Origin of the sequence: Nocardia asteroides, assembly GCF_021183625.1 — a bacterium.
Classification (GTDB): Bacteria; Actinomycetota; Actinomycetes; order Mycobacteriales; family Mycobacteriaceae; genus Nocardia; species Nocardia asteroides_A.
In genome coordinates, this window is sequence record NZ_CP089214.1 from 2830014 (window position 1) to 2844548 (window position 14535).

19 protein-coding genes are annotated in these 14535 nt (G+C 70.8%); 8 read left to right on the forward strand and 11 right to left on the reverse strand.

The window, feature by feature from the left end; genetic code table 11:
- Window positions 1–7 precede the first annotated feature (7 nt).
- The 7 genes from LTT61_RS13690 to LTT61_RS13720 form a co-directional block, all read right to left on the reverse strand.
- Complete coding sequence (locus tag LTT61_RS13690) at window positions 8–589, reverse strand: TetR/AcrR family transcriptional regulator (protein WP_233020336.1); 582 nt, start codon at window positions 587–589, stop codon at window positions 8–10.
- Between the two features lie 76 nt (window positions 590–665).
- Window positions 666–1139, reverse strand: coding sequence for a MarR family winged helix-turn-helix transcriptional regulator (locus LTT61_RS13695; RefSeq protein WP_233020337.1), 474 nt, complete (start codon window positions 1137–1139; stop codon window positions 666–668).
- 14 nt (window positions 1140–1153) lie between these two features.
- Complete coding sequence (locus LTT61_RS13700; protein ID WP_233021004.1) at window positions 1154–1915, reverse strand: dioxygenase; 762 nt, start codon at window positions 1913–1915, stop codon at window positions 1154–1156.
- A 270-nt stretch (window positions 1916–2185) separates the two neighbouring features.
- A complete protein-coding gene (locus LTT61_RS13705) occupies window positions 2186–2548 on the reverse strand; it encodes a hypothetical protein (protein WP_233021005.1) in 363 nt (120 codons plus the stop codon).
- Window positions 2549–2570: 22 nt separating this feature from the next.
- Entirely contained in the window at window positions 2571–3050 is a 480-nt protein-coding gene (locus LTT61_RS13710) for a roadblock/LC7 domain-containing protein (protein ID WP_233020338.1), read from the reverse strand.
- Window positions 3044–3865 carry a hypothetical protein gene (locus LTT61_RS13715; RefSeq protein WP_233020339.1) on the reverse strand — a complete coding sequence of 274 codons (822 nt, stop codon included), beginning with the start codon at window positions 3863–3865 and terminating at the stop codon, window positions 3044–3046. The genes LTT61_RS13710 and LTT61_RS13715 overlap by 7 nt, the downstream gene beginning before the upstream one ends.
- The gene (locus LTT61_RS13720) at window positions 3862–4242 is read right to left on the reverse strand and encodes a hypothetical protein (protein ID WP_233020340.1); all 381 of its coding nucleotides are present in this window, start codon (window positions 4240–4242) and stop codon (window positions 3862–3864) included. Before LTT61_RS13720 ends, LTT61_RS13715 begins: the two co-directional genes overlap by 4 nt.
- Before the next feature lie 424 nt (window positions 4243–4666).
- On the opposite strand from LTT61_RS13720, the gene LTT61_RS13725 reads away from it, so the two are divergent.
- Complete coding sequence (locus LTT61_RS13725) at window positions 4667–5089, forward strand: DUF4259 domain-containing protein (protein WP_233020341.1); 423 nt, start codon at window positions 4667–4669, stop codon at window positions 5087–5089.
- 4 nt (window positions 5090–5093) lie between these two features.
- Here the strand turns inward: LTT61_RS13725 and LTT61_RS13730 are convergent, their stop codons facing one another.
- Complete coding sequence (locus tag LTT61_RS13730; RefSeq protein WP_233020342.1) at window positions 5094–6002, reverse strand: LppP/LprE family lipoprotein; 909 nt, start codon at window positions 6000–6002, stop codon at window positions 5094–5096.
- A gap of 165 nt (window positions 6003–6167) precedes the next feature.
- On the opposite strand from LTT61_RS13730, the gene LTT61_RS13735 reads away from it, so the two are divergent.
- On the forward strand, window positions 6168–6596 hold the full coding sequence (locus LTT61_RS13735; RefSeq protein ID WP_233020343.1) for an iron chaperone: 429 nt from the start codon (window positions 6168–6170) through the stop codon (window positions 6594–6596).
- Between the two features lie 122 nt (window positions 6597–6718).
- Here LTT61_RS13735 and LTT61_RS13740 read toward each other — a convergent pair whose 3' ends face one another.
- The 3 genes from LTT61_RS13740 to ychF all read right to left on the reverse strand — a co-directional run bounded on the left by LTT61_RS13740 (window position 6719) and on the right by ychF (window position 8498).
- Window positions 6719–7132, reverse strand: a complete 414-nt coding sequence (locus LTT61_RS13740) for a PIN domain-containing protein (RefSeq protein ID WP_233020344.1) — start codon at window positions 7130–7132, stop codon at window positions 6719–6721.
- A complete protein-coding gene (locus LTT61_RS13745) occupies window positions 7129–7347 on the reverse strand; it encodes a type II toxin-antitoxin system VapB family antitoxin (protein ID WP_233020345.1) in 219 nt (72 codons plus the stop codon). The genes LTT61_RS13740 and LTT61_RS13745 overlap by 4 nt, the downstream gene beginning before the upstream one ends.
- A gap of 71 nt (window positions 7348–7418) precedes the next feature.
- On the reverse strand, window positions 7419–8498 hold the full coding sequence (ychF, locus tag LTT61_RS13750) for a redox-regulated ATPase YchF (RefSeq protein WP_233020346.1): 1080 nt from the start codon (window positions 8496–8498) through the stop codon (window positions 7419–7421).
- A gap of 35 nt (window positions 8499–8533) precedes the next feature.
- Between ychF and LTT61_RS13755 the strand changes: the two genes are divergently transcribed.
- From LTT61_RS13755 to LTT61_RS13780, 6 genes are all read left to right on the forward strand, one after another.
- Window positions 8534–9364: an AraC family transcriptional regulator gene (locus LTT61_RS13755; RefSeq protein ID WP_233020347.1), complete on the forward strand. Its 831-nt coding sequence runs from the start codon at window positions 8534–8536 to the stop codon at window positions 9362–9364.
- A gap of 10 nt (window positions 9365–9374) precedes the next feature.
- Window positions 9375–9776 (forward strand): VOC family protein, encoded by a 402-nt coding sequence (locus tag LTT61_RS13760; protein WP_233020348.1) that lies wholly within the window; start codon window positions 9375–9377, stop codon window positions 9774–9776.
- Window positions 9777–9881: 105 nt separating this feature from the next.
- Window positions 9882–12125 carry a carbon starvation CstA family protein gene (locus LTT61_RS13765; RefSeq protein ID WP_233020349.1) on the forward strand — a complete coding sequence of 748 codons (2244 nt, stop codon included), beginning with the start codon at window positions 9882–9884 and terminating at the stop codon, window positions 12123–12125.
- Window positions 12074–12343, forward strand: a complete 270-nt coding sequence (locus LTT61_RS13770; RefSeq protein ID WP_420094785.1) for a YbdD/YjiX family protein — start codon at window positions 12074–12076, stop codon at window positions 12341–12343. Before LTT61_RS13765 ends, LTT61_RS13770 begins: the two co-directional genes overlap by 52 nt.
- 157 nt (window positions 12344–12500) lie before the next feature.
- Window positions 12501–13958, forward strand: coding sequence for an Ada metal-binding domain-containing protein (locus LTT61_RS13775; RefSeq protein ID WP_233020350.1), 1458 nt, complete (start codon window positions 12501–12503; stop codon window positions 13956–13958).
- Complete coding sequence (locus LTT61_RS13780; RefSeq protein ID WP_233020351.1) at window positions 13958–14509, forward strand: methylated-DNA--[protein]-cysteine S-methyltransferase; 552 nt, start codon at window positions 13958–13960, stop codon at window positions 14507–14509. The genes LTT61_RS13775 and LTT61_RS13780 overlap by 1 nt, the downstream gene beginning before the upstream one ends.
- The last annotated feature ends 26 nt before the right edge of the window (window positions 14510–14535 follow it).

A 14535-nucleotide genomic window follows, 5' to 3' on the forward strand; every position in this document is an offset into this window, starting at 1 on the left:
GCTTTCGTCATTCCCGCAGCACCCCGTGCAGCAGCAGGTCGACGAGCACCGTGTCGGCGCGCTCCGCCGTCCCGGTGAGCAGCCGGTAGAGCAGCGTGCCGATGAGCGCCTCGCCGATGGTGTCCAGCGCCGCACCCTCGCGCAGCCGCCCCCGCGCCGCCTCCGCGTGCAGCCGCGCGGTGATGGCGTCGCGCAGCGGACCGGTGAAGCGGGCGTAGAGGAGGGTGGCGTCGCCGGTGTTCTCGGCGGCGGCGACGACCAGCCCCCGCACCAGCCCCGCGGTCCGCGGCTCGGCCATGATCGCGAGCGTCTCCCGCCACCAGGTGCGCAGGTCCGCGGCGATATCGCCGGTGTCGGGCGGCGCGGCGCGCTCGGCGTCGACCAGCCCGGCCAGCACCGCCTCGGCCACCACCGCGGACTTCGCCGACCACCAGCGGTACACCGTCTGCCTGCCGACCCCGGCGGCCGCCGCGATGGCCTCGATGGTCAGCGCCTCGTACCCGGTGTCGGCGAGCAGGTCGCGGGTCGCCTCCAGGATCGCCCGGTGCGCCCGGTCGCTGCGCGGGCGGCCACCGCGGGGGGTCGACATGGTCCGAAGCGTAGCGTTCGGGTCGCTCCGGGCATGCGCACGATTCGTGCAGCCGCGCGGCGTGAGCGGATCCCGTTCAGCGCCCGGCTGATCCGGGGCCGTCGAGCCCGTCCAGCACCGCGGTACTCAGATCGCGCAGCTGATCCACCTGTTCGAGGGTGAGCCGGTCGAAGATCAGCCTGCGCACCTCGGCGACGTGGCTCGGCGCGACCTCGCGCAGCACCTCCAGCCCGGCGCTGGTGAGCGTGGCGTACTGGATGCGGCGGTCCGCGGGCGACGGCTTGCGCGCGACCCAGCCGCGCTCCTGCATCACCGAGATGGCGTGGCTGAGCCGGGACGGGCTGGTCGCGGTGTAGCGGGCCAGCTCGCCCATCGGCATGGTGCGGTCGGGCGCGTCGGAGAGCGAGGCGAGCATGGAGTAGTAGCTGTGCCCGATCCCGACCTCGTCGCGCAGCTGCCGGTCCAGCGCCTGCGGCAGCAGGTGGATGAGCTTGATCAGCGGCAGCCACGCCGCCATCTCGCGGTCGTCCAGCCAGCGTGGATCGGACACGGGCACCTCGGCTCTCAGGCGGTCTGGACCGACCTCTTGGCCAGGCCCATGGCGAATCCGTCGATCACGGTGGTGACCGCGGCGGCCGGTTCGGTCGCGGCGCCGAGGGTGACGAACAGCGGTGTGAAGTGTTCCACCGTCGGGTGCGCGTAGGCCAGTGCGGGCGCTCGATGCCGGTACTCCGTGAGTTCGGCCAGGTCGCCGGCGGCCAGCGCGGTCGCCGCCCACTCGTCGAACTCCCGCGACCAGCCGGGAACCCGCTCCGGGTGCGCCCAGTCGACGTAGGGCAGGCCGTGCGTCATGTAGCCGGAGCCGATCACCAGGACCCCCTCGGCGCGCAGCGCACGCAGCCGCTCGCCCAGCGCGAGCAGCCCGGCCGGGTCATCGGTGGGCAGGCTGAGCTGCAGTACCGGGATGTCGGCCTCCGGGTACATGACCTTCAGCGGGATCCAGGCGCCGTGGTCGAGCCCGCGGCCGCGGTGCTCGAAGACGTGCGTGCCATCCGGCAGCACCGCCCGCAGCCGCTCGGCGAGCGAACCGGATTCCGGTGTGTCGTACCGCATCCGGTAGTAGAGCGGCTGGAAGCCGCCGAAGTCGTAGACCAGTTCGGTCGGCGCCGTGCTGGTGATGCCGATGGCATCGGACTCCCAGTGCGCGCTGACGATGAGGATCGCGCGCGGCCGCGGCAGCGCGCGGGCCCAGCCGTGCAGCTGCCGCATCCACGGCGTGTCCTCCAGCAGCGGCGGAGCGCCGTGGCTGAGGTAGAGCGCGGGCAGCGGGCCGTCGCCCGGCGTCCAGCCGCGGTGCGGCTCGGTGCCGGCGGCGGCGTGCCGCAGGTGTCCGGCGAACGGGTGCGCGGCGGGGACCAGCGCATCGGCCGCGGCGGTGCGCGACGCTGCCGGATCGAGCAGGCGGGACGTGGTCACGGGTCACCTCGGGAAGTCGGTATTTCAAAGTTCAAATTCTACCGACTACAGCGCCGCGAGGTGCTGATTCATTCCCGCGATGCCCGGCCCCGGTGCCGGGCTCCGCGAGCGTGCGAGGTGCTAGACCTCGAGATCCTCCTCGATCCCGCGCAGCCGGTGCCTGGCCAGCGCCAGGTTGGCCCGGTTGCGGTCGAGCGCGATGTAGAGGAAGAGGCCCTTGGACTTGCGGCCGGTCATCGGGCGGATGATGTGGTACTGGCCCTGCAGCGTGATGAGGATGTCCTCGATGTCCTCGTTCAGCCCGAGCTGTTCCATGGTGCGCATCTTGGCCCGCACCACCTCGGTGTTGCCCGCGGCGGCGACCTGCAGGTCGAGCGACTTGGAGCTCCCGAGCATGCCGAGCGCCATGCCGCTGTTGTAGTCGACCACCGCGGCGCCGACAGCGCCGTCGATGACCATCATGTCCTTCAGAGCGAGATCCATGGTGGTGGACACAGGGTTCCTTTCAGTGGGTTTTCGTTGCCCGGTCTTTTCCGGGATCGTTCGTGATCGCCGTCAGGTGGTCGGCGATGGCGCGGGCCACGGGACGGCTCTCCAGGTGCAGCCGCCCGACGTTCACCTCGGGGCCCGCGAGCACGGTCAGCGAGGTCCAGCCGGCCGCGTAGATGACCACGTGGCCGCCGGTGCCGTTCACCACGACCTCGTGGAACCCGCCGCCGTGCGCGGTGGTCACGAGCCGGTGCGAGAGCGAGAGGTGGGAGGCGGCGAGCGCCGCCATCCGGGACGGCTCGATCTGCGGGGGTAGGTCGTGTGCGACCAGCAGGCCGTCGCTGGAGGCGACCAGCGCGCCGGTGAGCTTCGGCACGCGCTCGCGCAGCGCCCTGAGCTCCGCCAGCACGACGGCGTCGGGTTCGGGTCCGGACATCGACACCTTGCTCTTCCTTCCCATCAGATCGCCGAGCAGCTTCTTTCCCGCCGTCACCACTTCAGCTCCTCCAGCGCGGCCTTCAGCCGGACCAGCACCTCGCGGTCGACCGGCTCCAGCCGGTCGTACGGGGCGAGCGGCTCGACCGGCTGGGCGACGCGCCGCGGCAGCGGGGTGACCGGGAGCGCCGGGGTCACCGGAAGCGGCGTCACCGGAAGCGTCGGGATCTCGGCGACCGGCGGCTCCGGCAGCAGCACCGGATGCTCGATCAGCTCGGCGGCGGTCAGTTCGCGCACCGCCTCCAGCACCCCGTAGGCGGTGCGCCCGAGCGCCCGCGCGATCGAGGCGATGGTGCGGTGGCCGTCCGCGATGGCGAGCACCTCCGCCTGGCCGCCGGTCAGCACGACGCGCTTGCGCCGCACCCGGCGCACCGGAACGACGGCGGCGCGATCGACCAGCGCGGCGGGCCACGGCCCGGAGCGCGGATCGCCGCGGCGCGCGCACTCCCGCATGAGCGCCCGCGGCGGCACGTGGCAGACCGGGGCCAGCCAGTGCGCGGGCGCCGGGTGGAATTCGCTCCGCTCGGCGGTGGCGAGCAGAAAGTAGGCGGCGTCGAAGACCGACAGCAACGCCAGGGTTTCCAGCCGGGGTCGGCCCAGCACCGGCGCCGGATCGCCCGCGCCCGCCCGTCGCCAGTCCTCCTCGGTGGCGACTCCGGCCTCCACCACCAACCGGTCCAGCCCGGTGGTCCAGCGGCACTCGGCGGAGACGATCGCACCCTCGGCCAGGTGGAACTCGCCGTCGCTCGCGCGCAGGACGCCGGTGCTCCCCGCCTTTTCCAGCCGCTGCAGTTCGAGCTCGAGATCAGTGCTCATGCGGGATCGCCGGCCAATTCGCCGAGGATATTCTTGAGCCGGAATCGCGCCATTGCCAAGTTTCCGTTTTCCTCGTCGAAGAGGACGTGAACGAATAATCTTCCGTCGAAATCGCCGTTCACGAGATTCAGCAGGTGATATCCGCTGGTGCCGTAGACGATGATCTCGCTGACGTCGTCGCCGGCGGTCGCGAGCGCGGAGCAACCGAGCACCGCGCGCACCACGTCCGTGGTCCCCGCGGCGTCCTCGTGCTCGTCGACGTGGTCATGTCTACCTGCGGCTGCGATCGCCAAGCCACTGGCCCCGTCCACCAGTGTCACGCTGCGCGCACCAGGAATGTCCATGATGCGTTGCAGGCAGCCATCGATCCCGATCACCGATCCCCCGGCCTGTTCCGTGCGTAGGTTACGAATTCCAGACGCTACACACCGGCGCGAGTGATCGCACGTCGAACGGCAGATAATCCCCGGCAACCCCTGGATACGAGTGATTTACCCGCCGGTATTCAGACTTGTCGGTATTAAAACCTTTCGGTATCCAATTCCCGGCGGCATGAGAGACCTTTCGGTTCTCATTCTCGAGGTACTTCCTATATCGACCTGAGATAGGGACCAAGGACCCTTGCCCCGGCGCGCGGGGCGCACCGAGCGGTGCGTCCGTGCGGGGGTTACCGGGGCAGTCACTGGGCGACCGACCCGTATGTTTCATCGGCAACCGTGTCGTTACGCGCCCGCGACCACCGGGCACACCCTGTCGGTCCGGTGCCCTACGGTGGGCCGCGACACCACGGGAGAGGAACACATGGGCGCCTGGGATTTCGGACCCTTCGACAACGATCACGCCGGCGACTGGAGTGCGCGCCTGCACCACGCCGAGCCCGGCGACCGGCAGGCCCTGCTGCGCGACGCGCTGACCGAGGCGGCGGAGACCACCGGCTACCTGGAAAACGACGAGGCAGCCGCCGCCGTCGCCGCGGCCGCGGTCGTCGCGTCGACGCTGCCCGGCGGCACCCCCCTCACCTCCGCCTACGGCCCCACCTTCCTCACCGAAGGCGGGACGCTCGATATCGGCGAGGGCACACCGGAACTCGCGGTCCGGGCGCTGGAGCGGGTGCTCGGCCCGGACTCCGAGTGGGTCGAGCTGTGGGCCGAGGGTGGCGGCGACACGGCGCAGCACCCGGCGTTCGTGAGCGTGCACGAACTCCTGGCGGTGCTGCGCCGCTGACCCGCTACCCGCAGAGCTGCTCCGGTGCGCCGTACTCCGCGCACCGGATGGCGCTGCCGACGTCGACCGGCCGCCACGCGTTCGCGGAGTACTGGAACAGCACCCGGGCCGGCTGCGTCGTACCGCCGTGCGACCCGCTGCGCGCCGAGGCCCAGCCGTTCGCGCACCTGGCGTCCTCCAGTTCGATCGGCGTCGCCAGGCGGTCCTCGATGTCGGTGCCCTGGAGCGCGGTCACCAGTGTCGCGGTGTCCACCGGGCAGCCGGGGGCCGGTTGGAACGGGTCGGTGACCTCGCTCGGCACCTGCCGGTCCGGGGTCACCGCTTTGCCGTTCAGCGTGAAGGTGATGGTGACCGGGCCGCCCTGCGGGCAGCAGAACGGTTCGTCGCCGGTGAGCCAGCGGTACTGCACCTGAACCGCTGTGTCGGTCGCGCCGGTCGCCGAGGCGTAGGAGGTCTCGCGCGGGGTGGCGGTGCCGAGGTAGCCGGTGTGGTCGAAGAACAGGATGTACGAGGGGGAGCTCGCGGAGCCGCCCGCGGTCACGCGGGCCCACAAGAGTTGCGGGCACTGGCCGAGTGGGTTGTCGCTGGCGCCGTCCGGGAGGAAGGGTGCCTCGTTCCCTGCTCGCCCGAGGGTCGCGACGGCTGCTGTCACCACCGGCGATGCCGGGTCCAGGCACTTCCCATTGCCCGCCGTCGCGGGTTGGGCGGGCGAGCCCGGGCCTCCCGGTTGCTGCGTCCCACCCGGCTGCTGGCTTCCACCGGGCTGTTGCGTGCCACCCGGTTGCTGGGTACCGCTCGGCGCCTGCGTCACCGTCGTTCCCGGCGGCGCCGAGTCCCCGGTATCGCCCTGACACCCGGCCACCGCCGCGACCACCCCGATCGCCATGACCGCCGCCCCGAAGATCTTCCTCATTGCCTCCCCTTTCAGAACCCCGACACCAGCAGAATCGGAATCTCCCGCCCGGTATTACGCCCCCAGTTCCGGGGCTTGCCACAAACGATCAGTTTTCGAGAAGCCCCGGACGCTCCGCCGCCCCTACCGTTCTCCGTACCGGATCACCCCAGGCAGGAGCCACCCATGACCGACAAGCCGAAGAGCTACGACGGCTTCACCGCCGAGGAGCGCGACGCCATGAAGCAGCGCGCGACCGAACTCGAGTCGCGCAAGCGCGGCAAGGACACCGAGCCGGAAGTCCTCGCCAAGATCGCCGAGATGCCCGACGCCGACCGCGCCATCGCCGAACGCATCCACACCCTCGTCAAAACCCACGCCCCCGCGCTCGTCCCCAAGCTCTGGTACGGCATGCCCGCCTACTACCGGGACGGCAAGGTCCTGTGCTTCTTCCAGGCGGCCGACAAGTTCAAGGCGCGGTACGCGACGTTCGGGTTCGATGCGATCGCTCAGCTGGACGAAGGGGCGATGTGGCCGACGTCGTTCGCCATCACGGAGTTGTCGGAGGTGGACGCGGAACGTTTGGGGGCGTTGATCGCCAAGGCGGTGAACTGAGACCGGCTGTTCAGTAAAAGTGAACGCCACCCAGAACTGAACGCTGCACCCAACGACCTGAGCCGCCTCGGCAGGCTCGCCAGTGACCTACGGCACCCTGCGCATTCCGCCACGAAGCAACATCAAGTCGCAGGCGAGACGTATTCAAACTGCAGGTCCGACACCTTCGCGATGTGCTCGTAGTCGTGGTCGGCGGCAAGCACGGTCGCATCGTTCACGATGGCGTAGCCAGCGATGAGGATATCGAGGGATCCGGCCGCCCGGACGAGCCCCGCGTTCCACAGTGCCGCCTGAATATCGAGCACGAGCGACTCTTCAGGAGCGTGCTCGAGCGGGAACCCGAGCGAGATCTGCTCTCGGTAGTGCGCGTGCTCATCGGGCGTCCGAGCACTGTGGCAAAATTCGAGCACCTGTGGCGGGCAGGTGACGAACAGGTCGGACGGCGCCCGCTCGATGCGGCGCAGCCGGGCGGTGATACCAGGATCTCCAGTGGCGAGTCTTGCCCAGACCGAGTTGTCGACCAGGTAGTCGGTCACGGGGACCGGGACTCGTCCGGAGAGGCCACCGGCGCGCCGAGTTCGTTCTCCAGGTCGCTCAGCCCCGCGATACCGTCGATCATCGCGCCCTTCTGCTTCGAGGCGATCAGTCGGCGTAGCGCGAGATCGAGCACGGCCCGATTCGAGCGCTCCCCCGTGAGCACCCTGGCCCGCTCGACCAGCTGCATGTCGAGATCAACACTGGTAACCGTCATGACGCCTCCTCGGGCCGCTATATATTCGACTATATAGCGAGACTCGGCACGTCGCCAGAAGGCCGGTGCGGCTACACGTTGAAGCGGAACTCGACGACGTCGCCGTCGGACATGACGTAGTCCTTGCCCTCCATCCGAACCTTCCCCGCCGCCTTCGCCGCAGCCATCGACCCCGCCGCCACCAGATCGTCGAAAGCGACGATCTCCGCCTTGATGAACCCGCGCTCGAAGTCGGTGTGGATCACCCCGGCCGCCTTGGGAGCGGTGTCCCCCTGGTGGATGGTCCAGGCACGGGCCTCCTTGGGCCCGGCGGTGAGGTAGGTCTGCAGGCCGAGGGTGTGGAAGCCGGCGCGGGCGAGGCCGTGCAGGCCGGGCTCGGTCTGGCCGATGGATTCGAGGAGTTCCAGGGCGGACTCATCGTCGAGTTCGAGGAGTTCGGCTTCGACCTTGGCGTCGAGGAACACCGCATCGGCGGGGGCGACGGACGCCTTCAATTCGGCGACGCGGGCTTCGTCGGTGAGCACCGACTCGTCGGCGTTGAAGACGTAGAGGAACGGCTTCACCGTGAGCAGGCTCAGCTCGCGCAACAGCTCGGTGTCGATCTCGGCGGCGGCGGCGAAGAGGGTGCGGCCGGAGTCCAGGATCTCCTGCGCCTGCTTGGCGGCGTCGGCGGCGGGTTTGCGGTCCTTCTTGACCCGCGCTTCCTTCTCCAGCCGGACGACCGCCTTCTCCAGGGTCTGCAGGTCGGCGAGGATGAGCTCGGTCTCGATGACCTCGATGTCGGCGGCGGGGTCGACGCGGCCGTCGACGTGGATGACGTCGTCGTCGGCGAAGACCCGGACGACCTGGCAGATGGCGTCGGCTTCGCGGATGTTGGCGAGGAATTTGTTGCCGAGGCCGGCGCCTTCGGAGGCGCCCTTGACGATGCCGGCGATGTCGACGAAGGAGACCACGGCGGGGACGATGCGCTCGGAGGCGAAGATCTCGGCCAGTTTGTCGAGCCTGGGGTCGGGGAGGGGGACCACGCCGACGTTGGGCTCGATCGTCGCGAAGGGGTAGTTCGCGGCGAGCACGTCGTTCTTGGTCAGGGCGTTGAACAGCGTCGATTTTCCGACGTTGGGCAGCCCGACGATTCCGAGGGTGAGACTCACGAGGAGCAGAGTCTACGCGGCGTAACCTGTGAGCCATGCAGCCCACCTCCGAGGTGGTCACGGCTCGGCCCGCGCAGGCGCTCGCCGGGTTCGTCGACCACTACCTCGGCTATCGGCAGACCGGGTACGCGCCCGGGCTGCATCGCGGGCTGCCGTCGCGGCATCTGACCTTCATCGTCGCCATCGGGCCGCGGATCGAGGTGGTCGAGCAGGCCGATCCGGGGCAGCGGCCGGACGCCTACGGCTGCGTGCTCGGCGGGTTGCAGGCCGGGCCCGCGACCATCCGGCACGACGGCAATCAGGAGGGCGTCGCCATCGCGCTGACGCCGCTCGGCTGCCGCACGCTCTTCGGGGTGCCCGCCGGGGAGCTGTGGAGTCTCTCGCTGGAGCTGGCCGACGTCGCGGGGCCGCTGGGTGAGCGGCTCTGGGTCGAGCTCCAGACGGTGCCGGACTGGCCGGGGCGGTTCGCGGCGGTCGATCGGGTGCTCACCGACCTGGCCGATCACGAGCGGCAGGTCACGCCGGAGCTGGCCTGGGCGTGGCGCACGGTGGTGCGCGGCGGCCCGCCGATCGGGGCGCTGGCCGGGGAGATCGGCTGGAGCAGGCAGCACCTGACCAGGCGATTCACCGGTGAGTTCGGGCTCGGGCCGAAGCTGGCCGGTCGGATCGCCCGGTTCGAACGGGCGCGGCGGATGATCGAGCGGGTTCCGTCGCACATTTCGCTGGCACAGGTCGCGGCGGTCTGCGGGTACTACGACCAGGCACACCTGAACCGGGACTTCGCGGAGCTGGCCGGGTGCGCGCCGACGCTGTGGCGCACCGAGGAGATTCCATCCGTCCAAGACGGGACCACACCCCTGGCGTGAAGGTGGAGCCATGAGCGAAAACACTGTGGGCGTCTGGCCCTGCCTCTCCTTCCGCGACGCGGAGAAGACCGTCGATTTCCTGGTGCGCGCCTTCGGATTCCGGAAGGTCGCCGAATACACCAGGGAGAACGATCCCTCGATCGTGGAGCACGGCGAACTCCGCTGGCCCGCGGGCGGCGGCATCATGTACGGCACCGCGAACAAATCCGATGATCCGTTCTGCTCGCGCGCGACCGGCAACGACAACATCTACCTGGTGACCGACGAGCCGGACGCGCTGTTCGAGCGCGCCACCGCGGCAGGCGCCGAGCTGGTGCGCGGGCTGCGCGACGAGGACTACGGCTCGCGCGGGTTCAGCGTCCGCGATCCGGAGGGAAATCTCTGGAGTTTCGGAACCTACCGCGGGGAATGACGCGCCCGGGAACAATATGGAACAAGCCGGGGCCGGTGATCGCCCATCGGATACGTTGGCTGCTGTTTCGGCAATGGAGCTGGGCGTCGACGGGAGTGTGAGCAGATGGCGACGATCGAATATCTGCGGACGGATCCGGATCTGCCACCGGTCGGCGTGGTGGACAAGCGTCCGATCACACCGGTCAAGAAGGGGATCTTCGGCGCCATCGCGGTGCTCGGCGCCGTCGCCTGGGCGATTCTGGCGGTGGTCCGCGGCGAATCGGTGAACGCGGTGTGGATCGTGATCGCGGCGGTCTGCACCTACGTCATCGCGTACCGGTTCTACTCGACGCTGATCCAGCGCAAGATCACCAAGCCGCGCGACGACCTCGCCACCCCGGCCGAGATCCTGGACAACGGCAAGGATTTCGTGCCGATGGACCGGCGGGTGCTGTACGGGCACCACTTCGCCGCCATCGCGGGGGCCGGGCCGCTGGTCGGCCCGGTGCTCGCGGCGCAGATGGGGTACCTGCCCGGCACGATCTGGATCGTGGTCGGCGTGGTGCTGGCCGGCGCGGTGCAGGACTACCTGGTGCTGTGGATCTCGCTGAAGCGCCGCGGGCGGTCGCTGGGGCAGATGGCCCGCGACGAGCTGGGGCTGGTCGGCGGCGTCGCCGCCATCGTCGGCGTGCTGGTGATCATGATGATCCTGCTCGCGGTGCTCGCGCTGGTGGTGGTGAACGCGCTGGCGGAGAGCCCGTGGGGGATCTTCTCCATCGGCATGACCATCCCGATCGCGCTCTTCATGGGGGTCTACCTGCGCTACCTGCGGCCGGGGAAGGTCGGCGAGGTCTCGATCATCGGCTTCGTGCTGCTCATCCTCGCCATCGTCTCGGGCGGCTGGGTCGCCGAGACGAGCTGGGGCGCGGACTGGTTCACGCTCTCCCCGGTGACGATCGCCTGGCTGCTGATCGGCTACGGCTTCGTGGCCTCGGTGCTGCCGGTGTGGCTGCTGCTCGCCCCGCGCGACTACCTCTCCACCTTCATGAAGATCGGCACGATCGGGCTGCTGGCGATCGGCATCCTGGTGACGCTGCCGGTGCTGAAGGCGCCCGCGGTCTCGCAGTTCGCGATCAGCGGCAACGGCCCGGCCTTCGCGGGCAGCCTCTTCCCGTTCCTGTTCATCACGATCGCCTGCGGCGCGCTCTCCGGATTCCACGCGCTGATCGCCTCCGGCACCACGCCGAAGCTGCTGGAGAAGGAGTCGCACGCCCGGATGATCGGGTACGGCGGCATGCTGATGGAGTCGTTCGTCGCGGTGATGGCGCTCATCACCGCCTGCATCATCGACCAGCACCTGTACTTCGCGATGAACGCGCCGCTCGGGCTCACCGGCGGCACCCCGGAGACCGCCGCCGCCTACACCAACTCGCTCGGCCTCTCCGGGCCGCCGACCACGCCGGAGGTGCTCGGCCAGGCGGCGGCCGACGTCGGCGAGGAGAGCATCATCTCGCGCACCGGCGGCGCGCCGACGCTGGCGATCGGCATCTCCGAGGTGTTCTCCCAGTTCCTCGGCGGCGCGGGCATGAAGTCGTTCTGGTACCACTTCGCGATCATGTTCGAGGCGCTCTTCATCCTCACCACGATCGACGCGGGCACCAGGGTGGCGCGGTTCATGCTCTCCGATTCGCTGGGCAACTTCGGCGGGCCCGCGCGCAAGTTCAAGGATCCGTCCTGGCGGGTCGGGGCCTGGTTCTGCTCGGCCGCGGTGGTGCTGGCCTGGGGCTCGATCCTGCTCATGGGCGTCACCGACCCGCTCGGCGGCATCAACGCGCTCTTCCCGCTCTTCGGCATCGCGAACCAGCTGCTCGCGGCGATCGCGCTCACCGTTGTGCTCACCATCCTGATCAAGAAGGGCATGGTGAAGTGGGCCTGGATCGCGGCGGTGCCGCTGGTCTGGGATCTCGTGGTGACCATGACGGCGTCCTGGCAGAAGATCTTCTCCGCCGACCCCAAGCTCGGCTACTGGAAGCAGCACAGCATCTGCCGGCAGGCGCAGGAGGCGGGCACGCTGTGTTTGACCGCCAAGACGCCGGAGAGCGTGGACGCCGTCGTGCGCAACACCTTCATCCAGGGCACGCTCTCGATCGTCTTCGCGGTGCTGGTGCTCATCGTGGCGGTGGTCGGCGCGCTCGTCTGCGTGCGGGCGCTGCGCTCCGGCGGGGCGGAGACCACCGAATCGCCGGAGGAGCCGTCGAAGCTCTTCGCGCCGAGCGGGTTCTTCCCGACGGCGGAGGAGAAGGAGGTGCAGCGGCAGTGGGACGAACTGGCGGAGAAGCCGGCGCGGACGCCGGAGCCGGCGAGCTGACCGGGCGGGACGGCCGGACCGCGCTCCCGGCCGTCCTGCGCCGGGCGTTCGGCGGGGTGCTCTGGTGGTTCGACGGGGTGCTCGGGGGGCAGGATTACCAGCGGTACGTCGCGCACCGGCGCCGGGTGCACCCGGATCAGCCGGTTCCCTCCGAGCGGGAGTACTGGCGGGAGCGGCACGCCGAGGCGGAGCGGAATCCCGGCGCTCGCTGCTGCTGAGCGCAGGCTGTTCCGCGAACGATCCGCTGCGCGGCCGCGTGCGGGCTCGACCTGCGCGACGGCGACGGGCAGCCCGCGCGGCCGGTGCGATGCCCGCCGCACGGTCGTGTCCGATTTCCGCTGGCCCGCGGCCGACGGCGCTGCCAAGGTGGAGGGCGTGAACAACGCCGCACTCGACTTCGAACGCTGCTACCGGGCGGTCTCCACCCGGGACGCCCGCTTCGACGGGCAGTTCTTCACCGCGGTGCGGACCACCGGCATCTACTGCAGGCCGTCGTGCCCGGCGATCACCCCGAAGCGGGCCAACGTCTCCTTCCTCCCGACGGCCGCGGCCGCGCAGCAGGCCGGGTACCGGGCCTGCAGGCGCTGCCTGCCGGACGCCGCACCCGGCTCGCCGCACTGGAACACCAGGGCCGACCTGGCCGCGCGCGCCATGCGGCTGATCGGGGACGGCGTGCTGGAGCGCGGCGGGGTCCCGGAGCTGGCGGCCGGGCTCGGCTACTCGCCGCGGCAGCTGACCCGGGTGCTCACCGCCGAACTCGGCGCGGGTCCGCTGGCGCTGGCCAGGGCGCATCGCGCGCACACCGCGCGGCTGCTGATCCAGACCACGGCCATGCCGATCTCGGACGTGGCGTTCGCGGCGGGGTTCGCCAGCATCCGGCAGTTCAACGACACCGTGCGCGAGGTGTTCGGGGTGAGCCCGACGGTGCTGCGCACCGAGGCGCGCAGGCGCGGCGCCGAACCGGACACCACTGCCGGAACGCTGACCTTGCGGCTCCCCTTCCGGCCCCCGCTGGACCGGGCTTGGCTCGGCTGGTTCCTCGCCGCGCACACCGTGCCCGGACTGGAGGGCTGGGCCGAGGGCGTCTACACCAGGGCGCTGCGCACCCCGCACGGCCACGCGCTGGTCCGGCTGGCGCTGCTCGACGACCACGTGCGTGCCGAGCTCGCCCTGCGCGACATGCGCGACCTGGCGCCCACCGTGGCCCGGGTGCGGCACCTGCTCGATCTCGACGCCGACCCGGTCGGCATCGACGAGGCGCTCACCGCGGTGCGGCCCGGGCTCACCCCCGGCATCCGGGTGCCGGGCAGCGCGGACGGCGCCGAGCTGCTGCTGCGGACCATGATCGGGCAGCAGATCTCGGTCGCCGCCGCGGCCACGCACACCGCGCGGCTGGTGGCGGCGCTCGGCGAGCGGGTCGAGGGGGCGGTGCTCTTCCCCGAGCCCGCGGTGGTGGCGGAGCGCGGGGCCGAGGTGCTCACCGGGCCGGGGCGCCGGGTGGCGGCGGTGCTCGGGGCGGCGGAGGCGGTGGCGAGCGGCGCGCTGGTGCTGCACGCCGGGCGGACCGCCGCCGAACTGCGGCGCGACCTGCTCGCGCTGCCCGGCGTCGGGCCGTGGACCGCCGACTACGTCACCATGCGGCTGCTCGCCGACCCGGACATCCTGCTCGGCACCGACCTGATCGTGCGGCGCGGCGCGGAGCTGCTCGGGATCGACCTGGCTGCCACGGCGGCGTGGTCGCCGTGGCGGTCGTACCTCTCCATGCATCTGTGGCGGGTGGCGCTCGGGGATCGGGTCGCCGCCTTCTCCGACTCGAAAGCGAAGGTTCAGTGATGAATTCGACTGCCGACTACGCCGTGGTCCCGACGCCGATCGGGCCGTTCACCGCGCTCGTCGACGCCGACGGGGCGGTGCTGGCCAGTGGGTGGACCGGCGATGCGGAGGGGTTGCGGGGGTTGATCCACCCGGTGCTGCGGCCGGATGCGCTGCGCGAACGGGGTTCGCTCGGTGCGGTGAGCGAGGCGATCGTCGCGTTCCACGACGGGGAGGTCGGGGTGATCGACCGGGTGCCGGTGCGGCAGCGGTCGGGGCCGTTCCTGCTGCATGCCTGGGAGGTGCTGCGGACGGTGCCCGCCGGGGCGCCGATCACGTACACCGAGTTCGCCGCGGCGGCGGGGCGTCCGGCGGCCACCAGGGCGGCCGCCAATGCCTGCGCGCGGAATGCGGCGGCGCTCTTCGTTCCGTGCCATCGGATCCTGCGGATCGGCGGGGCGCTCGGCGGGTTCCGGTGGGGGCTGGAGGCGAAGCGGTGGCTGCTCGCGCACGAGGCGCGGGCGGCCGCCGGGTCCGGCGCCCCCGAGCTGGCGGCGGCCGTGCGCCGATAGCCGGTTGCCCTTCGGTGCTCCGCGCC